Raw genomic sequence first — 24522 nt, 5'->3', positions numbered from 1 at the left:
AAATAGACAACTCCACTGCTAGACCAGCACCAAAACCTGAAAACATATTTATCCGAGTAGATGTTTTTTTCATACTGGGGTATTATGCGAATCGAGACCGTTCTTATCGAAAAACCTCACGATGCAAATGTCATCGTCGGGCAGTCGCATTTCATAAAGACAACCGAAGATTTGTACGAGGCGCTCGTGACTTCATGCCCGCAGATCAAATTCGGAGTTGCATTTTGCGAGGCTTCACAGGATCGGCTGGTGCGGGTGGATGGAAACGATGAGGAACTAAGGAAATGCGCCAGTGAAAACGCCATGAAGATAGGCGCGGGCCACTCATTCATTATCGTGATGCGCAATGCCTATCCGATCAATGTGATGAAGAGCATTAAAGACGTCCAGGAGGTGTGCTCGATTTTTTGCGCAACCGCCAACGATGTTGAGGTTGTCGTAGCAGAATCTGATAGAGGCCGGGGGATACTCGGGGTGATCGATGGAAAGCCTCCCGTAGGAGTCGAGGACGATGAAAAAGAAAAAGAGAGGAGAGATTTCCTCAGGAAAATCGGTTACAAACGATAACACCAGATTTGGATTGGCAGATGAATACGAGCCCATAGCGAAATACTACGATATCTGGGCTGAAGATCTGAAGGAAGATATCGATTTTTACATCCAATTGGCAGAAACAGCAGGCTCCCCGATACTGGTATGCATGTGTGGAACAGGCCGAATCCTCATTCCGCTTGCGGAAAAAGGCTATGAAGTCACTGGCATCGATAAGAGTTCTGCTATGCTTGACCGTTGCAGCGCAAAAATCGAGCTCCTTCGTGAAGAGGTTCAGGGTAGAATCGACATTTTGCAAGCCGACATTTGCGATTTCAATGTCCCCGAACGATTCAATTTTGCCATTATACCGCACAACTCGTTCATGCATATTCTCGAAACTGAAGACCAGGAAAAAGCTCTGAAAAATATCTGGAAACATCTAACGGCAGATGGACTTTTAGCGATTTCTCTCGCGAATCCTAAATTTGAAAGAAATAACGGTATTGTACATCATACCGGAACAAAGACGATCCCTGGTGGCGAAATAATTTCTCGATTTGAATCAAGAGAATACGATGCTTCTAGTCAGAGGCTCACGATTCATCTGTTCTATGACATTTCGAGGCAAGACAGAAACCTGAGACGTGTAACATCAGCATATACAATGCGATGCATGTCCTACAGAGAAACTATGGAGCTCCTGAGACGATGCATGTTTGATGTTGTTGAGGTGTACGGAGACTACGCGTTCTCACCGTTTAAGAAGGATTGCGAAATTATGGTATTTCTCGCAAGGAAGATCTAATGACTGTTCGACCAATCAATTTAGATTATACTTTAGGCTGCGGGCAAGTTTTTCGATGGAAGAAATTGGGTAGGAGTTGGATCGGCGTTATCGGCTCTGAGATCGTGAGACTAGAGCAAGTAGGTGATACATACACAGCAAACGGTAATGTAACGGAGGGGGAGCTAGACAAATATTTCAGGCATGATGATAGGATCGAGACGATCTACGCGGATATCGCAAAGGACAATTACATATCAAAACTTGTATCAGATTATAGCGGGTTGCGCCTCATAAGACAGGATCCGTGGGAATGCTCAGCATCGTTCATACTTGCCACTTACGCAAACATCCCGCGAATTGAGAAAATGATTGAGAATCTATGCAGGACGTGCGGTAGGAGAATCGCAGAAGGTTACTACACCTTTCCTACACCCGAAGAGATCATAAGAAATGATGGTTACGTCAGAATGTGTGGTTTAGGATTCCGCTACCAGCGCTTACTAGCCTTCGCCGAGCGCGTAATTTCCAATGAATTAAATTTCGACGAGCTACGGGAGATCGAATATGAAGAGTGTGTCCGAAAATTGATGAGATTTGAGGGCATCGGCAATAAGGTCGCCGATTGCATAGCGCTTTTTTCGCTTGACCATTTGGAAGCATTTCCCATCGATGTGAGAATCGCGCGTGCGGTGAAGAAGAACTATGGCATCGAAGGGAGTTATAGGAAAGTTAGCAAATTCTGTAGAAAGTATTTCGGGGAGTATGCTGGTTACGCACAGGAGTTCATTTACATTTCAGAGGCAAGAAGCAGGGGCGAGGGCATCATTCCATCTGAGGACACACGCATTTCGGTGCCTTAACCCCAGTGTAGCTCTCATAAATGGAGACCAGCATTCCACTCTTTTTCACCATTTCACATATCCTGCAGGTCTCCGTCACAATGTCAGATCCATTGATCATCCTCATCGCGGCTCGCTCAATTTCCTTTTTAAATTCTTCATACCGTTCGCTTGATTCGATTTCTCTGTTAGTTCCGCGCTTGGATTTAAGATACTGCGAAATAGCCGCGTCCGTCACTCCAAATCTTCTTGCGACATCAGCTTGAGTCATTCCGTGCTTCTCGACAAGTTCTCTAGCCAGTTCCCTCCGGATCGAGGGTAGAACATACCAGACTATCAGTTCACAGGGGATCTTCATATCGACCCTTGATAATTTAACGATATTTAAGATTTATAATTTATCCTTCAGCTCAATCGTAGTAATTTAGATTACAATGAGTCAGTTTGCCTGAAGGAAAACGGAGTAATGCAGTCCTTAACGAACTTGGTCAAATCGATCAGCATTTTGAACTGATTCCAGAATCCATTGGAATGTGCTCTTATGTTTCCTTAACACTAAGCCAGCCATCGCATGGTGCCATTGGAGAATCGGTCGCCGAGCGATCCCCCGGTCCTCGACACCTGCTATGCGGCATATATATCATTTGTCGTAAGGAATACCAATCATCATGTCTTGAGAAGTTCCAATCAATGATTATCGATTTTGGAACTTTCAGTGTGATGATCTTCTCCCACTTATTGCCCCGCTTTTCGAGGGCTCCTCGCGAAATTATGCAAAAGTATTTTTAGAAAGTCTAGGTCATTAACGGACGGTAAATAAGCTTATAATGCAAACGATTGTTAATGAAATATGAAACATGAAAGGGGTCGTCATATGGCCATTGATGAAGTCGTAATCACTCGGAAAATCGTCGAGCGTTTTTCGCAAGAATTCGTAAAGAGCTTGGATGTCGATGTTATAATCGCCGGAGCTGGCCCTGCCGCCCTTACGGCTGCAAGGTACCTTGCCAAGGGAGGGAAGAAGGTTGTGATCTTTGAGAGGCGCCTTTCTCCAGGCGGAGGGATGTGGGGCGGAGGCATGCTGTTTCCAGTCATCGTTGTCCAAGAAGAATCGAAGATGCTCCTCGAGGAAATTGGCGTCAGACTCAGAGATGAGGGCGGGGGATACTATACAGCAGATTCCGTCGAGTCTTCAGCAAAACTGATCGCGTCAGCGCTCGATGCGGGGGCGAGGCTGTTCAACGGCATCACTGTTGAAGACGTCATGATCAGAGATTCCAGAATTACAGGAGTGGTCATTAACTGGAGCGCCATAGATATCGCAGGCTTGCACGTCGATCCCGTCAGCGTGAAGTCAAAATACGTAATCGATGCAACTGGTCACGCTGCGGAGGTATGCAGAATCGTGCAGGAAAAGGCCGGTAGGTTGAGAACCCCGTCAGGAAGAATTGAAGGAGAGAAGAGCATGTGGGCAGAAGTGGGGGAAAAAATGACCGTGGAAAACACCGTAGAGGTGTTTCCGAATCTCTACGTCGCTGGCATGGCCTGCAATGCTGTGATGGGTGCCCCAAGGATGGGGCCGATATTTGGAGGCATGCTTCTCTCGGGCAAGAAAGTGGCTGAACTCATCCTTTCAAGAAAAGATTGAAATCAGACTTCGCCAGGATGGGTCTTCTCATAGAACTCCTGTATTTCCCAATCCGGCACCTTTTCTTCTTTGCTTTTTCTCAATGTATAATTATGCATTCTGATGAACGCCCTGAGAATTCTCTTAGCCTCCTGGTTTCCAGAAAATTCATCGAGGTAAAGATTGGAGCCGGCCCGGTGAGCCCTGAAACTGCCTACGATTCTTGGACCTTTGAAAATTGCATCCCCGCGCCGCACTATCTTCCCCTTGAGCCAGGTCTGTAAATAAAAGAAGAGGTTGTCATCGGAGGTGAGTACAAATCCCTCCTCGGATTCCACCTTTTTCATCGGCACATCTTTCGCCAGCATCCAGTAGAGCATCTCATCATTTTCTACAAAGTATCCTTTCACCAGAACCCCCTCATTTTCGAGCACCGAGAGCAACCTGCGCAGCTCTCTCATCGGTATGAAGTGATTCAAAATTCTCGCAAGATTCTCCGCACTGACAATCCCAAAATTCTCAAACATCCGCGTGAGAAGTTGAATTCGAGCTTCTTCGACGGTTAAATCTATTTCCGGAGTGACTGAGACCTTCTTTCTTCCGTCGAAATAGACTGCTGTGCTATCGACGAGTTTCTTCAAGGCCTCATAGGTACGGCCATATCCAAATGGCGATATCGAAAAGAGTTCATTCTTTGAGATTGAGCCGCGGTCTCCAATGATACGCAAAATAAGTTTCATATCTTCGCTGAGAACGACATCTTTCGCCTTCCTGCAGAGAGAGGCGAATTCCAGTGTTGTATAAGAAATGAAGGGCGGTAATATATGGGCTCTAATAAGAAGCCCCTGCTCAAAGAGTCTTTTCAAAGGTACCCTCACTCTGCACCTCAGGTATGCAGAGGTATCGGACCTGAGAGCACCGATTTTCTTTACGCACGCCATCACGTTGTCAAAGTTCGACTGATAGAGTATTGACTGTTTTAAGAATAGGTACTGCAAGATATCTTCCCAGGGGTACACAAGAGGCAGAAAATTCCCCTTAACCAGTGCGTTTCCTATTCTGTGGTATCCTGCTTTACTGAATTCTTCCAGCAGATCTGCCGAAATTCCATTGGGTTCCAAGCCGAAGATTTCCTTCACTCTGACGATGTCGATGCCCATTTGTTTGTAAAAGTCCATCACTTCGTCGATCGAAGTAAGAATCTCGCTAATGAGACTTTGATCCCCGGTATCGATCTCTCTAATTTCAACACATCCACTCATTTTCCACATTTCGAGGGCTCCAACGAGGGTTCCATCGCGTACTAGAGGGTAAATCCACCTATCGCCATACTTTGACTCGACCTCAGACCATAAGTGCTGTACTGATGGATCATGAAGGGATCTCACGCGAATCCTTCTTTCCCCCCGCGAAATGTGTTCAAGCGCTTCGATTTCACTAGTATAAATCAGCATCTCAGTTTGCGTGTCTCCGACAACAATTCTCGAAATGTCTTCGCCTTCAACGGCTTTTGATATGTCCTCTTCTGAAAATCCGGTGAAACCCGCGATCGCCCTCATCGGTACTGGTCCATAAGCCCTGATGAATTTTCTGACGATTTCATGGATGGCGTTGCCCTCGTGGGCTGGAACGTTGAGCGGTACATAGACGTTTTCCCTCGAAAATACTTCACTCTCGTCGTAACCCCTGACAATATAGAGGTTTCTATCAAGCCTGTCGATAATTGTCTTCAGTTGATCCTTTGTCATGTTTAGCTTTTTTGCTAATTGTCTTAGACTGATTCCTTCGTGACTCTCTATTGCCCTCAGAACCTCAAGGTCTCTCTGTCCCAGCGGTTGATGCCTGTACGCTGCAACAAAGAGAGGAGCATCCTCCGCTAGAACATACCTCACATGGCCCCTGTGAAATCTGCCCATCAATATCTTCCCAGACTTCCTGAGCCGTTCCCATTCTGCTAATGAAAAGCCAGGTACGCGGTGATAGACATCGAGTGGACTGCCGACACCACCAAGAAACTTGAGACACGATTCGATGGTTTCAAATGGTCCATCTAGTTTTTTCTGGCGGTATGATTCTACAGTCCCAGAGTCAAAAGCATTCAGATTTTCGCTCCTCAGCCTCAGGTAGTCAATGCGCAGCATATACTGCGGTTTTTCCGATACGATGAACTTCCCTTTTACAAGAATGCCCTCATTGACCATTGACTCAGCGACGTCGATAATAATTTCGTCAGGCATATTGAGCGCGTACGCAATTTCCTCGGCCGTTGCAGGCCCATTTGAACCTACGAATTTGCTGGTGGCAATACGGAGTGCTTCCTCACGATCCACCTTTCTGCACACTCTCCGCTTGAAAAACCACTGGCCTCCCCTTCGAGCAGTCCTTCCAACGATCTGTACCGACTCAAGAATATGAAGAATGTGCCCGGCCTCTTCAGAGCTGAGTCCTAGTTCCTGCGCGATCTGCATCTGAGTTCTTTCAGAGTCTAATAGTTCCAAGACCCTTCTTTCGAGCTCTCCGAGCCGCCGCTCTCTTTCGAATACCGTTGCGTAGATATCAAGATCCTCGATAACAACAAAATATGTATCGTCGATGTAGACTGTTGCAATCCTTCCCTCCTCCATCAATTCGATAGCCCATCTATCGACAACCTTCCTTTCTTTGGATGTGAAGGGGTAAATGCTGCGTGTTCTCTCTTTAAATATTCTCATTGGCCCTGCCATCTTGAGTAGACGCACGATGTCTTCTTTCCTCTCAATTGTCCCGAGTTTCCTTCTGAAATAAGCGTTCACCTGGTCTGCTTCGAATTCAAACTCAGAAACTTCCGAAACAAGAACCTTTGACAAAATTCTCCTGTGCAGCTCCTTAAGCAACAGACTCCTGTCTTCCATTAACACAATGTCGGAGATACCAGCGAGAATAATTCCGTGAGCAAAGGGCGTAGGCGCAGAAGAATAGTCGATTACGCGCACATTCATTTCGCCTCTTTCAATCATCGACAAAACCAGTTTCGCATTCTGCAAATCCATGACGTCGTATAGTATCTCTCGATAAGTTTCCTCAATAATGGGCATGTTTTCAATGCTGCTCAGGGCATCGAGTAAGAAGCTTGAGCGTAATTGCTGCCTATTAACTGATACCTCCCTACCTTTGTAATTCCGCAAGATCATAAAGCTTCGTGCAGCCGTGTGCCGGAACCTCTGTTTGAAAATCTCTGAGTCCCTGACTGCCCGTCTTAAAACATCTTCCAGGTCGGCATGATTGACAAGCCTTTCAATATTCTTTAGTTCGACAGGCTTCGGCGAGCTGAGTAGAAAGGCATCATCACTGATCGACACACTCACATTGCAGCCGAGTCTCTTCGTTATCTGGAATGCGTACGCCCTCGAAAGGGCATCGTTAACTCGTCTTCCAAACGGAAAATGAAAAATGATGCAGTAGTTCCCCGCCATGTCCCTGTATCCCTCGACAGCAAGAATTCTGTCGTTCGGAATGAAACCGCAGGAGGCAAACTGCTCTTTGAAATAGCTGAGTATTGAATTTGCCGAGCCACAGTCGATGTTGAAATCTGTGACTAACCAGTGGACTATCTTTTCATCATCCTCCGCCATGAGCTTCTCAGCCATTTCCCTACGAAAGCGTGCGATCTCCATCGAAAGATCAAAGCTGCGGGGAAGCATTTCGCCTGTCCAGGAAGGAACCGTGGGCTTCCTGCCGCTTGCTGTTCTTACGAAGACCTTCATACCTCTCGTCTTGATGTATTCATATGTGCGCCCTCCAAGCACAAATATGTCCTTAGGAGAAAGTCTTTCGACGAACTTCTCCGAAAGATCGCCAACAGGAGCTCCTTTCTCAGTGTATACGGTGTAATTCGCCTCCTCGGGAATAGTCCCTAAATTGAGAGCGTAAATCATTCTCGCACCGCGCTTCCTTCCAAAACGGCCCTCAGCTTCGTCGTACCAGATTTTTGAATAAACGCCTTCGAAGGCGTCCTTGCTTCCGAGGTACCGCAGGACGTCGAAAAATCTCTCGTCCGGGAGATTCCTGTAGCAGTAAGATCTCCGTATGATTTCAAGCGCTTCGAACACTTCCCACCGTTTCTCGATCGACATACCCACCACAGTCTGAGCGAGGACGTCTAGGCAGTTCTCAGGTATGGTGACCCTATCGATCTGGTTTCTCTTGACAGCCCTTGAAAGGACCGCACACTCAACGAGGTCATCGTTGTCAAATACGATGATCCTTCCTTTGGACGTCTGCCCATAGGCGTGGCCGCTCCTTCCAATTCTCTGCAGAGCCTTTGCTACCGACTTGGGTGAGCCTATTTGGCACACGAGATCGATTGATCCGATGTCAATGCCGAGTTCGAGGGATGTAGAGGAAACAACGCACTTCAGCTCGCCTTTCTTTAATCTTCCCTCGACATCGAGCCTCGTCAATTTGCTGAGGCTGCCGTGGTGTGCTTCGATCGCCTCAGCTCCCCTCTCTTTTAGCTTGTATACGATACTTTCGGTGCCTGATCGCGTGTTGGTGAAGATCAATGTGGTTGTATGCTTTTCCACAAGATCCTTTAAAAGATCATACATTTTCGAGTTTACAATCTCATAGGGGAGGGCAGTCATGTCCTCGGTCGGGCAGAGAACCTTAAGATCCAAATTCTTTTGGCTCCGGACCTCGACCACTTTGATGTCTCTCATTCTTCCCTTTTCAAAGCCGACGAGAAAACTCGCTATTTCCTCAATTGGGGCAAGAGTGGCAGAAAGACCTACCCTCACAAATGGTCTCTCGCAATAGGCCTGTAGCCTCTCGAGTGTGAGTGAAAGCATAGCACCTCTCTTCGAATCGCAAATTTCGTGCACCTCGTCAACGATTACATATTCTACTCTCGAGAATCTCTCCCGAAATTTTGGCGCAGCAAGGACGAGAGCAAGCGACTCTGGTGTTGTGATAAAGATATGCGGCGGTTTTCTCAGCATCTTCTGCCTCTCGTAGGACGAGGTGTCACCAGACCGCACACCCACGCGGATTTCTGGAAACTTCATACCCTTTCCTTCTGCAAGTGCGCGCATTTCCCTAAGTGGTTCTTCCAGATTACGATTGATGTCGTTTGCCAAAGCCTTTAGCGGAGAGACATAGACCGCATATACGCGATCTTCAAGTTTGTCATTTTTTGAATATTTTAGAAGCTCATTTATTATCGACAGAAACGCTGTCAAAGTTTTACCAGAACCAGTTGGTGAGGAAACGAGCACACTTTGCCTGCTGTGAATCAGCGGGATGGCATATGCCTGCGGCTCTGTCAATTTCGTGAATTTTGAACTAAACCATTCACGAATGAGCGGGTCCATCAGACTTAGAACCTCATCTTTTGTGTAACAACGTGTGACTCGTTCTATCATTCGGATTTCTCTCCAGGAAGGAAATCATAATTCATTGATCATCCTTATATTACTACTTTGCGAGGTTATGCTGGCAACGTACTTTGTCCACAATGCGCCATTTGCATCGCTAGGTCCACTCGGTTATACTGCATCTCGCTTTAGAGATTCGCAATTAATTTATTCATGTCAGCTCATAATCCGCAAACGACATGAAAATTTGCCGAGGCGCACTGCTCATTGCGTCTATAGTTTCACTTTTGGTGCTTGCGTTTTCTACTCCTGCTATGGCGCAAGAGGGCGATGTATTTTTCATCATCGGACGCGTTCTCGACGATAAAGGAATGCCCCTCGCCAGCGTCAACATCACGGCTACAAATACAACAACTGGAACGATCTTTTCCTCTTATTCCAATTCTTCTGGCGCATATAACATATCACTTCCCGCTGGTGTTTATAATATCTCAGCATCGCTCGAAAACTACAGGGCAAATATCACCTATCTGAACGTGGTTGTTGGGTTTTCTACAGTTTTGACGCTGAACTTTACCATGTCAGAAATCCTTGGGTGCTTGAGCGGACACGTGACGAATGGAACGGCGCCAGTAGTTGGTGCGATTGTCTACTTGAAGAACGAACAATACAACTATTCTGGCACTTCTATAAGCCCCCTTGGTGAATACACAATCACTGGTATAGCCCCGGGTGTGTATGTTGCCTACGCTGAGAAACAAGGTTATTGGACGAACTACTCGAACAAACCTATTTTTATCGTGAGAGGTGTGAAAACAATCCTCAATTTCACGCTGCTTGAACAGCCCGCCAAAATTTTCGGAACTGTGTATATGGGCGACGTTCCGATTCCAGGTGTTCAAGTCATAGTTCAAGCGCAGTCATTTTCGACCGCCACTATGACCGATTCAAATGGAAATTATACCATAACGGGCGTTCCAGCAGGCAGCTATACAGTGACTTTCAGGAAAGCTGGTTACCAGGAAAAAATCATTCAAATTTCGCTCTCGCCCTTTGAAAACAAGCGCCTAGACTTTTTCCTTGAGAAGGAAGCAATCGAGGAAAGCACCGGGTTTATTCCAGGATTCGATTTACCGCATTCGTTGATGGTGGTTGCGCTCGCTGTCGCAATCGTCATTCTCATCATCTCACTATTTGTCAAATATAAAGTTGCACGGAATCCTGGATTGCTTGCTGAAGAGGAGGTAAAGGAGGAAAAGAAGGAGACTGAGGAAAAGGAAGTAAAACCTTCAAAGTAATGAAAATCGCAACGGCATCGGCTCTTCGCACGGCAGTAGAACCTTTTCTCACAAAATCTTTATGGGAGGTTCTAAGATCGAAATCCCAGAATCTTCCTCGCTTTTACAATATTTTCCACTACAGTCCTCTCAACGTCATCATATAGACTTTTTCCGTGCGCATCGATGGCAACGACGAGCGGGCCAAAATCTCTTACTTCAAATGCCCACATCGCTTCTGCCATGCCGAGATCGAGCCATGCAACATCAACGACCCTCGCGATCTTATTCGCGGTTGTGACCGCCGCGCCACCAGTAATTGCGAAATAAACGCATCCGCATCGCTGCATTGCCTCGACAGTTTCCACCGACATGCCTCCCTTGCCTATGATCGCCCTTATCCCTGTATGACATATGAAGGTCGGTTCCAGTGAGTTCATTCTAGCGCTCGTCGTGGGACCGGCGGCGAGGACCTTCCATTCGATTCCATCCCTCCCGACTTTCCTGACAATGGGACCGCAATGATAAAGAGCTGCGTTCTTTAAATCGAACGGGAGCTGTGCTCCCTCTTCAATAATCTTAAGCGCTCTCGTATGTGCCGCATCCCGGGCGGTGTAAACGATCCCGTTGAGATAGGCGATGTCTCCAATACAAAGCGATCGAACAGTTTCCTCGCTAAGGGGTGTCTCAAGATTCACTGAAATCCCTCCAGACTATATTCAACGATTCCATCGCCATAGATTCTCGCAAATGCCTTTCTCGCAGCCCAGCACTGGATGTTGACTCCGACAGGGAGGCTCGCCGTGTGGCAATGCGCCATTCTGATCTTAACGCCTAGCGCGGTTGTACGTCCTCCGAGCCCCATAGGTCCTATACCCGTTTGGTTGAGTGCTGCGAGAATATTCTCCTCAAGGGATGCCAGCATACCATCAGAGTTTTTCTTATTGAGCGGCAGGAGGAGCGCTTCCTTAGCAAGTGTCATCGCGACATCCGAGGATCCGCCTATCCCTATACCAACGATAATTGGCGGACATGGTTTTCCACCTGCGCTCACCACTGTATCGAGCACGAATGATTTGATGCCATCGAGACCGTCTGATGGATTGAGCATTTTCAGTGCGCTCATATTTTCTGCACCCGCTCCCTTCGGGAGGACGGCGATCTCGATAAAACCGTCTTCTCCTGGCGAAAAATGTACGTAGGGCATATTTACACCAGCATTATTACCCGAATTCCTCCGCGTGATAGGGTGAACTGCATTGGGACGCAAAGGAATTTCATCAGTGGCCCGCAGCACCCCCGCCCTGATTCCCTCCATGATCTCCCTGCAACAATCCCCTTTGACGAAGAATATAGGTATGCCAGTGTCTTGGCACATGGGAATCAAACATTTTGACGCCTCGCTGATGTTGTCGAGGATTGTGTTTAGCTGGATCCGCGCGATCTCCGAGGTCTCATAATTAAAGGCGTTCTTGATCGCTTCTACGACGTCCCGAGGAAGGTCGATCGAAGATTTTTTGAGAAGATTGAACGCGACGTCCTCAATCAATTGTCTTGATATCATCAGATCGAATAAATCGTGTCGATCGGAATAATACTTTGTTTTAAGGAGAAAACATTAATATCGATACCTCTGTGTTCCAAGGGATCGTAGCGCGGTCGTTCATATGGCAGAGCCTATTGTGATTGAGGAGCTGACGAAGGAATTCAACAGCTTTAGGGCGGTCGATTCACTCAACCTCACTGTAAAGAAGCAGTCATTCCTCGGATTCCTAGGACCTAATGGAGCAGGAAAGACGACGACGATAAAAATTCTGACAAATTTGCTTTCTGCGACATCTGGTCGCGCTTATTTGAATGGAATCAATGTTCTCGAGGATCCCAAAGCCGCTCTAGCTGACATAGGGGCAGTGGTCGAGACGCCCGAGTTTTATCCCTATCTGACACCTGTGGAAACTCTCAGCTATCTTGGCACCCTGAGGGGGATGCCAAGACAAGACATCAATAGACGAATAAAGGAAGTCTTGGAGACCGTCAAACTTTCAGAATGGGCCGATAAAAAGATCGGCAAGTTTTCGAAGGGCATGAAGCAGCGTCTCGCAATCGCTCAAGCACTACTTCACGAGCCGAGCGTCCTCATACTCGATGAGCCGACGTCCGGTCTCGATCCCAGGGGAATGGTCGAGGTGAGGAACATCCTCAAAGATCTGAAGAACAGCAAGTTTACGGTATTCATGAGTTCACACCTCCTCAACGAGGTTCAAGAAGTCTGTGAGAGCGTCGCACTCATCAATAGGGGAAAGCTCCTCCTCCATGACAGCGTGTCGTCGCTCGTGAATAAGACCAGGGTAAGGGACATAGAGGTGCGGGTCCTCAAGCCGCTAGAGGGATATTATGTCGAGAGAATTTCCCATTTCGACGGTGTCATTTCGACAAACTCTATAGGCGAGAGGATGCTCAAGATCACATTCGATGGGGATGAGGAAAGACAAGCGAAGCTTCTGGCGGACATGTATTCGTTAGGCCTTAAGATCGTGAGTTTCAGGGAAATGGGAATACCCCTTGAATCCCTTTACATGTCCCTCATCGAAGATTCGAGGTGAGGTGTTTGGCAAATAATTCCAGTATACCATCAGATTTTAACCAGATGATGACAGTAGCGCGCTATGAATTGCTGAAATACTTGAGGAGCCGGAGGCTTCTCGGCTTGTTCGCTCTGGAATTCCTCATGATTGCCCTTATCATGATCGTGCCGCCGGCGCTTGGCCGAGATTATCCTGAAGATCCAGCAGAATTTTCAAAGGTCTTCATCCAGTGGGTGTGGTTCTTGATCGTCATAGGCGTCACGCTTCTGGCGAGCGATTCTCTCGTATCGGAATTTCAAAGCCGCACAGGCTACCTCCTCTTCCCAAACCCTATAAAAAAGAGGATTATTTTTGCCGGGAAATTTCTCGCGTCGGTGGCGATCATTTTTGTGGCGCTATCGATCTTCTATGGAATATCGTCAATTCTTGTATTCGCAGTGGACGGTGGTTTGTCGAACTTGACGGCATCTTCATTTGGCCTCGCATTACTTTTCGGCATTGCGGCGACTTCGGTGGCATACCTGGTGAGCTCTGTCATGAAGGGTTCAACAGGTGCGCTCGTCATGACCTTTGCTTTATTCTTGCTCATCTTCTCCATTGTCGATGGAATACTGACCTTCGCGAAGGTCAAACCGAATTTCTCGATCAGCTTTGCCGCTGGCGCCATTGAATACATAATGGAAACACCTTATCCAACGGATTTCATACGCCAAATTCCAATCGGCAACGATGTGCTTGAAATCGCATATTATTATCCAGAAGTTACAACAGCTGTGATTGTCGCTATCGTGTACATCATTGCGGCTCTTGCGGCTGCGATGGTGATCTTCTCGCGGAGGGAGATGGCTGCCTGAAATTAGGGGGTGCGGAGTTGAAGATTGAAATTGTCCACATCGGCGACGAGCTCCTTACCGGTGAGATAAACCCTTACCCCGCACAGATGATCCAGATGATCAAGCAGAAAGGCGCGTCCGTGAATATGATCACGATCATGCGCGATGATAAGGCAGAAATCGTTGATGTTTTGAAATCCGCTGAGAGTCGGGGCGTCGACGTCATCATCCTCACGGGAGGACTTGGTCCTACCCTCGACGACTTGACCCGATACGCCGTTGCAGAGTTTCTCGGCACAGATCTCGAAGTCCACGAGGAGGCGGTCGAGTGGCTGAGCGAGGCTGTAAAGAGAATGTACGGCAAGAGGCCGGTCCTTAATGAGGAGGCGCTTAGGATGGCAACGATTCCAAAGGGGGCCATTGCGCTTAAAAATCTCACGGGCGCCGCCTGCGGCATCGAGGCAAGAAAGGGCAAAATGACAATCTTCTGCCTCCCTGGCTTTCCCAAGGAAATGATCCCTATGTTCGAAGCATACATCCTGCCTAGGATCGAGCCTGAAAGAGTATATACTGTGGAAATCAGAGCCTGGCGTGGTGAGACGACGATGGAGCCGCTGTTCAATCAGATAGTGAGAAAATACAATGTGCAGATTGCCTCGCTTCCAGACGAGCAGTGGCGTGAAAGGGGGAACAGGGTTATAGTGAAGGGGGATAACAAGGAAACCGTGGAAAAGGCAGCTGAAGAGCTCAAAGAGCTCATCGAGAAGTCGCGTGATGCATTCATTGAAGATTGATTTCATTCATCAGAAGCATTTGATTTTCCCAAACCACCAGCTCCCCGGTTACGGGGTACAAGATATATCTGATCGTCCAGCACGAGAATTCTTGCTGTCTTCTCCCTTCTTCTGTAGCCCGATGGTTTCTTAATGACAACGGGTTTCAGCGACCAGGGGTCGAGGATCTCCAGTTCTTTCTCCTCCTCTCTTAACACTACTGCATCCTCAATGTCCTCTTTCCTAGCGAGGACCCTTGCTGACTCGAGTTCGCTGCCTGACAGAACAACAGATTCATGCGTTTCAAGGCGTGCTAGCCTCACCCCTTGAGGACTTATCCCCTGAACGCAGTAAAGGACGCCCTTGTGGCGTATCACGTCTCCCGCACGATAGGAGGGCAGCCTAACGAGATAAGTGAGTCGCCTGACATCCCTTCCGTCCTTCCTTCCAACGGTCTTAGGGGATTCCTTGAATTCGGCGCCGTATATCCTTGAGATCTCCCTTGATACGGCCTTGCCCAATGAAGATGATGAAAGGTAAACATCGAATCCTCCCTGCTCTTCCTCAACTTTCGAAATAAACGCATCCCGGCTCCTATTCGATGCCTTCTCTACGAGCGTTTCAATTTCCGACAGCATGGCTTCCATCTCTTCCTTCGGAAACTCCCTTTCTCTCGTTCTCACCTGTATGATCGATTCGTAATACGATCCTTTGATCCTACTGCACCGCTGGCATAGTCCCTTCTTGATGCGGACAACTGTCGAAAGTCTTTCTCTCTTCTCAAGATTTCCCATTCTAACCTCAGCTTCGATTTCGAGGCCATAATTCCTTTCATCCTTCTGCACGATTTTGACGCTGCTATCGCTCAAGAGCGCTCCTCTGCGGATGGAGATCGACTGAACTGCGAGCTCACAGGCAGCTTCTTCGATCGATCCATATGCACGCCATGACCTATCTAAAAGAAAGTCATCACATAGCGTACACTGGACCAAGTCCACGTGATCAGGGATCTTGGTAAACTGCGTTTTCTCGAGGAAGCACGATGCGCATAGGTTTTCGTATAAAGGGCCTTCGCGGCCGCAGTTGACGCAAAACATTCTAGATTCTCACCATTTGTGCGTGGGGTACACCAGCAATCCTCAACACGCAGTCCTCATTGATAAAGTTATGCCTAATTGCTATGCCAACAGTGACCTCGCCAACGAGATTTGCGATGGTTGCCATTGAGAGCCTGTTAACAAGCGTTTCCTCGTCTGCATCGTCACCTTCGTAGAATCCTCTTGAAACTTCTAGATGCAGCTCACCCTCACGAAAGACTTTTCCAATCAGATCCTTGTCGCAGGCGGCCACCACGATTTCCCTCCCGCTCCTATGAACGCGCAAGGTAATCAATTAAAACTCCTCCGATACCAACTTGTAATAACCTGGCGAAGGAGAATACACTTCACCTACAGAACTGAGTCGCTTCAGCAGCATCCTCACACGGTCCTCGGAAATCCCCTCTGCGTCCGCTGCTTGAACTAGTGCCTCCACCGATACGCCCTTGGCTGGGTCTGCAAGGTCTGCGATGAGTTTCTTCAGCACGCTGATTTGTTCGCGCTGCGATTTGCTCACACCGGTTGTGATGATGTCGATATCCAGCCTTCCGGCTTCTCCGGCAATCTTTCTCAAGTAGTATTCGACGATCCTCACAGCACGCCTCGCGTCATCGGCCGTCACTAGGTAACTCAGCCTCGCCCGCGCACTCGCCTCGGATAACCGGACGAATGCTTCGAGCTGCCTAGCAGTGATCGGGACGGAGGACCCCTCGCCCTCACCTTGCTTTCTTATTTGGAGATAATAATCGTGGATGATTCTCATTGCCTCATCAGTAAGCACGGGGACTATGCGCTTCGAATATGCAATGTATTTTCTGAAGAACTCCCTGGAAAACACCGGAACGAGCTCTTGGCTATCCTTCGCAATAGCGTCCAACTGAATGCCGGCGATCTCGGTTGGGTCGCTGTACTTTCTGATCTGACCCCATCGGTGCGCTTTGAGTATGTGATCGGCGATTCTTGCATCGAGCTCCGCGTCCGGCCTGTCCGTCATGGCAAAAATGAGGTCAAATCTCGAAAGCAGAGCTGGTGGTAAGTTTATCTGGTCTGCGATGTAATTATGCTCTTCGAACCTGCCGTATTTCGGATTTGCCGCACCCAGTATGGCGCACCTGCACTGCAACCTTGCCGTGATGCCTGCCTTGGCTACAGTTACCGTCTGGCTTTCCATCGCTTCGTGCATTGCGCTCCTATCGTGCTCCTCCATCTTGTCCAGCTCATCGATTGCTGCAATCCCCTTGTCAGCCAGAACGAGGGCCCCTGCCTCAAGCGTCCACCTGCCTTCCCCAAATTCGTCTTTAACGGCGGCTGCTGTAAGCCCCGCTGCCGATGAGCCTTTTCCAGACGCATAAATCCCGCGAGGAGCGAGTTCAGACATGTACCGTAATAATTGGCTATTGTGCGAAAGGATGCCGTTTGCGATGAAATTATGAGTACCCTCCACTTCAATATCGTAAACCCAGTCGTCTTCCGCAGGAAGCTTTTCAATCGACGCTATCCTGTCCCACATGAGTCCGCGAGCATATCCTATGGTGTCATCTGGTCCTGCTCTTCCGCATCCCTCAGCCACAGCAATGTAATGCCCCACAGAAAGCTTGTCTATTCTTCTCGGCTGTATCCGCGGGCCGTTTTGGACAAACAGCGGATGCGTCGGCGTTGCGATGATCGTCCTGCCGCATTCAGTTGTCAAGCGGAATAGGTAATCTGGTGCACGCCGCTTCCACGCCCTTATGGCTTTTCCCTTTTCAACAATGCCACGGTGCGAGAAGGTCAGGATGTCCAGATTTATATCCGCATAGAAACCGTCGTCGACTTTTTCGATCTTACCACATGCCAGCGCCTCTTCGACTATTTCGCCAATCCTGCGCCTTGAGCCGTCCGCAAGTGTCACTTCGGCATCGCAAGTGACGCACTTGGCAACACCAGGGTCACCGACAAGCAGGATATGAATGTCGCCGCGAATCCTCGTCCCGTCCTCGAGCTGCTTCGGGACTCCGCCAAAGAGTTGCAGAGCGATCGCTTCCTTCTCTATCTCGTAACCGTAAATCGCAGGCGAGATCGATCGCACAATCTTCTCAAAGATGTCGGGACTCTTCGCCTGCCTAATGATTTCCTGCTCATCCTCTTCGCTGATTACGATTTCCTCGTACTCATGCTGCTGGAATTCCACCGAAATGATGTCTAAATTGATATCAAAAAGCGTCGACTTGATTTGAGTCCCCTTCTGCACCGAGCGAAGCACACCGTTGAGAATTACGCGGTCCCCAGGAGCGACCTTGCCGGCGATATCGTCTTCTAGGTATCCAATGAGCCTTTCTGGCTGAGCGCCCCCTCTTAATCCCTCGGGGCTCTCCTGAATCTCAATCTTTTGCGTATCAACATAATGGGAGTCCTCAGTCAGCAATTTGAACCTTGTAGAGCCTGCGGCACGCCCGCATCCACCTTGTTCCTTATGGCACTCGAGTGGTTCCTTAAAATAAAGACCCTCTTGCGGCTCTTTGATGATGGCATTGCACCGCATACATTGGAAGAGAGCGTTCGTGATTCTGGGTCTGACTTCGGTGGCCTTCCTCACGAGACCCTCAACGGAAATGAGCTTGCCAAGATGCTTACTGCGTAACTTTCTAATTTCAATCCTGCTGTCCCTAGGCAGTCCAGTGATCCGCAAATGAATATCGACACCTTCTCTTCCTGGCGGCACAAGTTTTCTCATCGCCTGCTCTCCAGCCCATAGCGATTTGTAAGGATGCTGGAGAAGATAATCTGCAACATCGGGGTCGAACTGGTCAATATCCGAGTAAGGAATAAGAAGGCTCCTCACCTCAGGGAAAAGATCAGAAGCTTCGAGAATCTTGATTCTGTACGCTGATGTTTCAAAAAACTCTTCCCATCTGGCGATGAGATCCTCGTTCGAGTATTCAACTGGCAAGAGATCGATGCCTCCTGGCGTGAAACGCGGCAAAGGCCGTAAGAATCTGATGTATATAACGGCTCCGAGTAAATGAATTTTGAGCGGTTGCAGAATTTGATCGCCTACAAAATACTTTCATCTTTCCGCTTTCGAAGAAAATTGATGTGCTATATCACGGCAGAGATCCGCAGTAATCCTTTTGAATGTCTACGACCTCAGCACTTGTCTTAGCTTGTGCATAGCGATCCAGCAATTCTTTATTAAGGTTGATGAACTGCTCGCCCCACGAAAATTTTGACAGGATGCTCCTTGCCTGATCAAAAAAACCAAGGATGTGCAATGCTGCTGCCAGAGCTTCCGCGCTGCTCAGCTTCGTAGGTTTCCCCCAATTGACAGGGTTCGCGGCCAGTAGATAAGGAAGCGCTCGGTGCTCCACACTCTTCTCGATTTTGGGAAACAGATCGATGTGTTCCCAGGAAATATCCATGACAACAATCCCCCTTCTCAAAGCTCTGTCCCTATCCTCAGCGGAAAGTGCTTTTTCTGCCATCGGATCGAGCACGATGCTCCCTCTTGGGATTTCACGGAGCAGCTTTATCGGCTTAGCCAGCCCCAGTCTTGACATTTTTTTGGCAGTGCACTTCTTCGGATCGCACTGGCCGCCCTCGTAAACGTAAACTGGTATCATGTGCGACGGTAACTTAGGATTTAAAGAAATAAAGGTTTGGCATTGTTGCAACTGACTGTACCCAAATACTTCCATTTCGAGGGGGATCATGCAACTGCTCCACCGTGACGATAACTTACTCCAGCGAAATCGTTCCATAACACTTTCATTCGATAACAGCGCGATGCAAGCGCAAGCCATTGATATTCATAATATTACATGTTCAGTGCACTCACTCACACCCAGATTTGCTAATATATAGGTGATTAAAAAAATCAAATTTGGCGTTTGCTTTTCAAGCCTCCTCAAATAAGTGGAGAAGTCGATGAGTCATTATCATTTTCAATATTCTAGCATCCCCGCGGACACATCAATTCAACGCTTACGAGATATCAATGCTTCCTTTTCACTTCATGATCATGATAAGAAAATCCGAAAGATAACCAGCTGCAATCGCGACCCCAATAACGACGGCGATGAATGCGATCAATAACTTCCTCTTGAAAATTCCGGCCAGCATCATCAACTCTGGAATGCTCGCGCCGGCACCTCCGATGATGAGTGCTATTGCCGTGCCGACGCTCATGCCCTTTTCAACGAGCACGAAGCCTATCGGAATGATCGTCTCAGCCCTGATGTACATGGGCACGCCGATGACTGCAGCCACTGGAATTGAAAAGGGATTTCCGGGACCGGCGTACTGAACGATGAAGTCCTGCGGCACGAAGCCGTAGATGAAAGCACCGATACCAGCGCCGACAAGCAGATATGGAAACATGTGCAGGAAGAGCGACCACGCGAAGCTCCCTGCTCTCCTCAGCCTTGGACCGTGCCTCTGCCAGAAGGTTGAATTCCCCCCTGTTGCAACGATCTCCCTCTCCTCCTTTCCCACCACAGTCACAGATTTCAAGTGCTTCTCAAATCCCACGGCATCGAGCAATAAGCCAACGCCGACGGCAAATGTGAAGCTGACAAGAGCATAGATCAATGTAATGGTGGTGCCGAGGAGCAGAAGCAGGAGACCGATGATGATGGGATTGAGCAGAGGAGATGCGATGAGAAACGACATAGCTATGGCAAACGGCACGCCCGCGTCGATCAGGCCTACAAATATGGGAATTGTCGAGCAGGAGCAAAATGGCGTGAGCGCCCCGAAAAACGCACCAAAAACGCTTCCAACCGCTTTTCTCTTGCCTGCGCCAAGAGCTTTCTTGATCTTCTCTTCAGGAACATATTCCTGCATGATCCCAACAAGGAATGTGATCCCGAGAAAGAGCAGGGTTAGCTCGAGCATGATGATGACAAAGAACTCCCCAGCTTGCGCTAAACTGCCTATCATTTCGCTCATTTGTTATCCCTTCTATCCTATGGAAACTGGAATGATTTCCCAAGGCTATTTTTCAGCCTTTTCTGCTTCTTCCTTCGGAACGATCTTTACACCGCAACAGCCCTTTCTTGACTTCGATAGCTTTTCTTTGATGCCTTTCTTTTCTTCTGACACGAACCAACCCTCCTTTTTTGTACATTTCCAGACTATGCCGTCTGATCGGGCGTATCGCGCTTCATCTCATCCACAGCCTTCTGCAGGTATGGAATAACCTCTTTCCATGTAGAAAGCGCGCACTCGTATGCCCTCCTTCCCCTGTCCGTGAGCGCGTAGACTTTTCGCTCCCTCCCATCAACCGTTTCGCTTTCGACCGACGCGTATCCCTCTTTTACAAGTTCTCTGAGAATTGGATAAATGCCTCCATAAGTGGGCGTGCAACAGCCTTCCGTGAAAGCTCTGAGCTTCTCCAGAATTACATAGCCGTGCGACGGCTGTTGATAGAGACACCTCAGTACGAGGAATTTCGTGAGGGCCATGTTCATCATGGATTTCCAGTAATTACCATCTGCAAGGTCTGGCATGCAGTTTCTCCATATTATGATGTTCTATATGATATATGAAGATCTCCTATATATAATGTTTCTCTACTCTTTGAAAACTTTCGATCAGATATGACGTCCAAACACGGAGATGCTCGCTGTCTCCACTGGCATTGCTCTAAGCCCCTTGCTTGGGGCGACATCGAACGACCGGATAGAAGATTACTAACGACAGTATCTGAGTTGCAAGCACGAGCAGATAAATCCAGAAAATCGAGATTTCGTAAAGAATGCCGATGATCGTGCTGCCAACGAACCACGATGCACCGTACGCAGTGTTGAAAACGCCGTATGAAAACCCCCTTCTCCTCAAAGGGGAAATATCTGCGATCGCTGCCCTCATGATCGTTTCCTGTACCCCCATCACGGCACCCCACAACACGGTACCGAAGAGTATCGCAATGTAAGAAGTCGTGAATGCTAGGAACGGAATGGGGATTGTCAGAAGAGGAATGAGGGCGACGGTGCACAATCCAATTTTATCATAAAATCTACCGACAAGCAGCGCAACGGCCGCATCAATACCCATGGCGACCGCGTAGAAAAGCGGAATCTCGGCATCGGGCACGACTGACTCGATCTTCATGTGATATGAAATTATCTGAAAATGCGCGAAGCCGAGTACGGAGAGAGCGATAAAAATCGTGTAGAGCCAGAAAGTTCTCGGCAAGCTGTTCCTTCCGTCGTCGGAATCGTTCTTTTCTTCGGATTCGAGCTTCGAGGGGATCGGCGCCTTGCGCATTGCGATGAAGAGAACGATTATCATGAGGATGAGCGGAATTGCCATCAGGGCAAATCCCTGCTCATAACTCCCTTTGAGGATGAACACGACTGTGAAAATCAGAGGGCCTATGATAGCACCTACCTGGTCGAGGGCTTCATGAATTCCAAACCCCCACCCCCTCCCCACCTCTTTCGTGGCATGAGACAGAATTGCGTCCCTTGAAGGAGTTCTGATAGCCTTTCCCATTCTCTCAGTTACTATCAGAATTGCTGCAATCTCCCATCGGCCTGCCACGGCAAGCAGGGGGATTGAAACGAGAAGGCCATAGCCGAGGAACGTCATCACCCAGTATCTTTCTGTTCGATCGGCAAGGTATCCCGACAGAAGCCTCACCGCGTATCCAATGAATTCGCCGATGCCCGATACGAAACCGACAACCGCTGCGCTCGCCCCTAGAACCGCAAGGTAAGGCCCGGTAATACTCCTCGCTCCTTCGTAGATGATGTCGCCTAGCAGGCTCACGAGCCCCAGCAATACAATGACCTGCATTGCGAGCGTCAGCCTGCCCTTTCGTCTTCCGTCCATTTGCAGCGACATGACGATTCAAATCTATACTTTTTGTTGCGATGATTTCATAGGGGAATGCCATAGCTCATCGTTCGAAGAGCGTTAAATTTAACTTATGCGTCTCTTTATTGAGAGAGCGCCACGATGATGATAAACCCAGCACAGAAATGTGAAGAGAGACGGGCGAGCTGAGTGGCAACGATTTTCATCTTTCATTGAAGATGCGCAATTTGCGGTTATGGATCCGCAAGGAAGCATGCCTGGCCGACGTGCTTTCGATGAAGAACGGATTTTTCCTGGGTCCAGTAAATGAAGAAATACAGCTCTTGAATCTCACAATATTCCACTTGACTTCGCAGTTTGGCTCGTTGAACTCATTTGCGTGATGGTACCGCAGAACAAATCGCCTTCAGCAAAGTATTTAATCAAAAACAAGTAATGATGATATCAGGTGGATGGGATGCCGACAGGATACGATCTTTTGGAGCACAGCAGTGCTTTGAGAAGACATTGGCTTCGTAGAATTGTTGCCGCGGTTATCGATGCCCTCATACTGTTCATACCGATCAGGATAGCCCTTTCTCATGTTGTCGTTCCCTACAAAGACATTTTCGCTGGTGTGCTTGCTGGAGTGGCATGGTTTGTATACAGCGGCGTTCTTGAAGGTGTTTATGCAAAGACCATAGGCAAAAAGTTGCTGAGCCTCAAAGTCATACCTGTGAAAGATGGGGAAGAGCTTTCCTTAAGTAAGACTTTCATCAGAAGCGTACCTAAGATCTTCTGGTACATATTCCTCCCTCTCGATGTCTTGGTGGGGCTTGCAATTGAAGGAGATCCGAGGCAGAGGTGGAGCGATACCGTCGCAGGCACATCGGTAATTGTGTTTTCACCAGAAGTGAAAAAAATCATGAATGTGGCGAGTAAGCAGAAGCGCCTCATAGGATGGCTAAGAGCAAAATAAGCCCTTGATTGCAAGATTACAATAAACTATCTTAAATTCGGTACAACCGCAATACGTAGCCCATCCCCACACTATCAGAAATCCAGTTTAATGAGCTGATCATTATAAGGTGTAATTACTTTCTAATGCTGTTAGGAAGAGCTATTGCTGGCTTCGGGATTGTTGAATAAAAAAATTTAGCATATTATTATAATGAAACGATCATAATAAATCAAATTTATATACATATGGTAACTGAGGAGTATTATGCTTTTTTTCACGAACTTTCCATAAGAAATAAACTTGCATCGGTATTATTCGCGAATGATTAAAGCCAGTATTATCGAGCAAATTACACCAGATTTACAAAACTAATTATTGTTATTCATTTCATCGGATGGAATTTTTGATGACCATGGCTTCCTTCAATTTTGTGACAAGAGAGCATTCAGTCCAGACTGCTCGAGATAGATTGAATAATCAAATCTCCATCTGCGGCGAGCAAGAATCGCTTGCCTACAGGAGAGCCGCCACGAGAAATGTGTGAGATTACTATACATTTAGTACGCATGTCGTAAAAGAATCAAGGAACATGCTAGCATCCAAATAGTTCTAAGTCAAGTTGATTATTTATAGAATATTATGCAAATGTGCTCATTTTTATTCGCATTAGGATTTCAGTTATTATTTGGTACAAGCATCAGATGAATAGCTATTGATTTTTTCATCAGGATATCAAGGCAATAGCACTTCAATTCCCTAAAGATTGTAAAGCAAGGTACCATAATGCTTATCGATAGGGTTCAGATTTGAAATCTAGAATTCGTCATCACTTAAACGATGTGAATAATTTTCGATCATTGTGATAGTAGACTGGCTGATATAGCAAATTCGATTAATCCCTTCCGAACTAAAGAAAGTTGGTTTCAATCCCCGTTTTAGTATATCGCCCATTGCAACCTCATCCCGTAAATTTAAATCGGATGTTGTTGCATAATATTGGGAAACATTATAAAACATTTCACGATTAATATTAATAATCAACAATATTGAATAAAACGATAATGACGCGCTAAGAAATATT

The 24522-nt window shown here is 47.6% G+C and carries 20 protein-coding genes; 9 read left to right on the top strand and 11 right to left on the bottom strand.

Going from position 1 to position 24522, the window contains the following annotated elements:
- Nucleotides 1-84: 84 nt before the first annotated feature.
- From QW087_04980 to QW087_04970, 3 genes are read left to right on the top strand one after another with little or no spacing between them, the layout of a single operon-like run.
- Nucleotides 85-567, top strand: coding sequence for an adenosine-specific kinase (locus QW087_04980; protein MEM2944075.1), 483 nt, complete (start codon nt 85-87; stop codon nt 565-567).
- Nucleotides 512-1339: a class I SAM-dependent methyltransferase gene (locus QW087_04975; protein ID MEM2944074.1), complete on the top strand. Its 828-nt coding sequence runs from the start codon at nt 512-514 to the stop codon at nt 1337-1339. The genes QW087_04980 and QW087_04975 overlap by 56 nt, the downstream gene beginning before the upstream one ends.
- A complete protein-coding gene (locus QW087_04970; GenBank protein MEM2944073.1) occupies nt 1339-2181 on the top strand; it encodes a DNA glycosylase in 843 nt (280 codons plus the stop codon). Before QW087_04975 ends, QW087_04970 begins: the two co-directional genes overlap by 1 nt.
- Here the strand turns inward: QW087_04970 and QW087_04965 are convergent.
- The gene (locus QW087_04965; GenBank protein ID MEM2944072.1) at nt 2144-2518 is read right to left on the bottom strand and encodes a helix-turn-helix domain-containing protein; all 375 of its coding nucleotides are present in this window, start codon (nt 2516-2518) and stop codon (nt 2144-2146) included. The genes QW087_04970 and QW087_04965 overlap by 38 nt on opposite strands.
- Nucleotides 2519-3010: 492 nt before the next feature.
- Here QW087_04965 and QW087_04960 point away from each other — a divergent pair, with 492 nt between their 5' ends.
- The gene (locus QW087_04960; GenBank protein MEM2944071.1) at nt 3011-3808 is read left to right on the top strand and encodes a sulfide-dependent adenosine diphosphate thiazole synthase; all 798 of its coding nucleotides are present in this window, start codon (nt 3011-3013) and stop codon (nt 3806-3808) included.
- 2 nt (nt 3809-3810) lie between these two features.
- Here the strand turns inward: QW087_04960 and QW087_04955 are convergent, their stop codons facing one another.
- Entirely contained in the window at nt 3811-9186 is a 5376-nt protein-coding gene (locus tag QW087_04955; protein ID MEM2944070.1) for an ATP-dependent helicase, read from the bottom strand.
- A 191-nt stretch (nt 9187-9377) separates the two neighbouring features.
- On the opposite strand from QW087_04955, the gene QW087_04950 reads away from it, so the two are divergent.
- The gene (locus QW087_04950; GenBank protein ID MEM2944069.1) at nt 9378-10436 is read left to right on the top strand and encodes a carboxypeptidase-like regulatory domain-containing protein; all 1059 of its coding nucleotides are present in this window, start codon (nt 9378-9380) and stop codon (nt 10434-10436) included.
- A 71-nt stretch (nt 10437-10507) separates the two neighbouring features.
- Here the strand turns inward: QW087_04950 and QW087_04945 are convergent, their stop codons facing one another.
- On the bottom strand, nt 10508-11113 hold the full coding sequence (locus tag QW087_04945) for a FumA C-terminus/TtdB family hydratase beta subunit (protein ID MEM2944068.1): 606 nt from the start codon (nt 11111-11113) through the stop codon (nt 10508-10510).
- Nucleotides 11110-11979 (bottom strand): fumarate hydratase, encoded by an 870-nt coding sequence (locus QW087_04940; protein ID MEM2944067.1) that lies wholly within the window; start codon nt 11977-11979, stop codon nt 11110-11112. The genes QW087_04945 and QW087_04940 overlap by 4 nt, the downstream gene beginning before the upstream one ends.
- A gap of 103 nt (nt 11980-12082) precedes the next feature.
- Here QW087_04940 and QW087_04935 point away from each other — a divergent pair, with 103 nt between their 5' ends.
- The 3 genes from QW087_04935 to QW087_04925 are packed head-to-tail and all read left to right on the top strand — an operon-like array spanning nt 12083 to nt 14627.
- The gene (locus QW087_04935) at nt 12083-13018 is read left to right on the top strand and encodes an ABC transporter ATP-binding protein (protein ID MEM2944066.1); all 936 of its coding nucleotides are present in this window, start codon (nt 12083-12085) and stop codon (nt 13016-13018) included.
- Nucleotides 13019-13023: 5 nt separating this feature from the next.
- Nucleotides 13024-13854, top strand: coding sequence for an ABC transporter permease (locus tag QW087_04930; protein MEM2944065.1), 831 nt, complete (start codon nt 13024-13026; stop codon nt 13852-13854).
- A gap of 17 nt (nt 13855-13871) precedes the next feature.
- On the top strand, nt 13872-14627 hold the full coding sequence (locus QW087_04925; protein MEM2944064.1) for a molybdopterin-binding protein: 756 nt from the start codon (nt 13872-13874) through the stop codon (nt 14625-14627).
- A 2-nt stretch (nt 14628-14629) separates the two neighbouring features.
- Here the strand turns inward: QW087_04925 and QW087_04920 are convergent, their stop codons facing one another.
- From QW087_04920 to QW087_04890, 7 genes are all read right to left on the bottom strand, one after another.
- The gene (locus QW087_04920) at nt 14630-15703 is read right to left on the bottom strand and encodes an NMD3-related protein (GenBank protein ID MEM2944063.1); all 1074 of its coding nucleotides are present in this window, start codon (nt 15701-15703) and stop codon (nt 14630-14632) included.
- A gap of 1 nt (nt 15704) precedes the next feature.
- A complete protein-coding gene (locus tag QW087_04915; GenBank protein MEM2944062.1) occupies nt 15705-15998 on the bottom strand; it encodes a DUF424 family protein in 294 nt (97 codons plus the stop codon).
- A complete protein-coding gene (locus tag QW087_04910; GenBank protein MEM2944061.1) occupies nt 15999-18632 on the bottom strand; it encodes an ATP-binding protein in 2634 nt (877 codons plus the stop codon). It abuts the gene before it with no gap.
- A gap of 154 nt (nt 18633-18786) precedes the next feature.
- On the bottom strand, nt 18787-19392 hold the full coding sequence (locus QW087_04905) for a DUF367 family protein (GenBank protein MEM2944060.1): 606 nt from the start codon (nt 19390-19392) through the stop codon (nt 18787-18789).
- A 295-nt stretch (nt 19393-19687) separates the two neighbouring features.
- The gene (locus tag QW087_04900; protein ID MEM2944059.1) at nt 19688-20629 is read right to left on the bottom strand and encodes a permease; all 942 of its coding nucleotides are present in this window, start codon (nt 20627-20629) and stop codon (nt 19688-19690) included.
- A 185-nt stretch (nt 20630-20814) separates the two neighbouring features.
- Nucleotides 20815-21189, bottom strand: a complete 375-nt coding sequence (locus QW087_04895; GenBank protein MEM2944058.1) for a PadR family transcriptional regulator — start codon at nt 21187-21189, stop codon at nt 20815-20817.
- 136 nt (nt 21190-21325) lie between these two features.
- On the bottom strand, nt 21326-22528 hold the full coding sequence (locus tag QW087_04890) for an MFS transporter (protein ID MEM2944057.1): 1203 nt from the start codon (nt 22526-22528) through the stop codon (nt 21326-21328).
- Nucleotides 22529-22958: 430 nt separating this feature from the next.
- Between QW087_04890 and QW087_04885 the strand changes: the two genes are divergently transcribed.
- A complete protein-coding gene (locus QW087_04885) occupies nt 22959-23459 on the top strand; it encodes an RDD family protein (GenBank protein ID MEM2944056.1) in 501 nt (166 codons plus the stop codon).
- The last annotated feature ends 1063 nt before the right edge of the window (nt 23460-24522 follow it).

Source organism: Methanomassiliicoccales archaeon, from assembly GCA_038850735.1.
Taxonomy (GTDB): domain Archaea; phylum Thermoplasmatota; class Thermoplasmata; order Methanomassiliicoccales; family JACIVX01; genus JACIVX01.
Note: the sequence above shows the minus strand (reverse complement) of the source record. Positions and strands in the feature narration are given on the sequence as shown.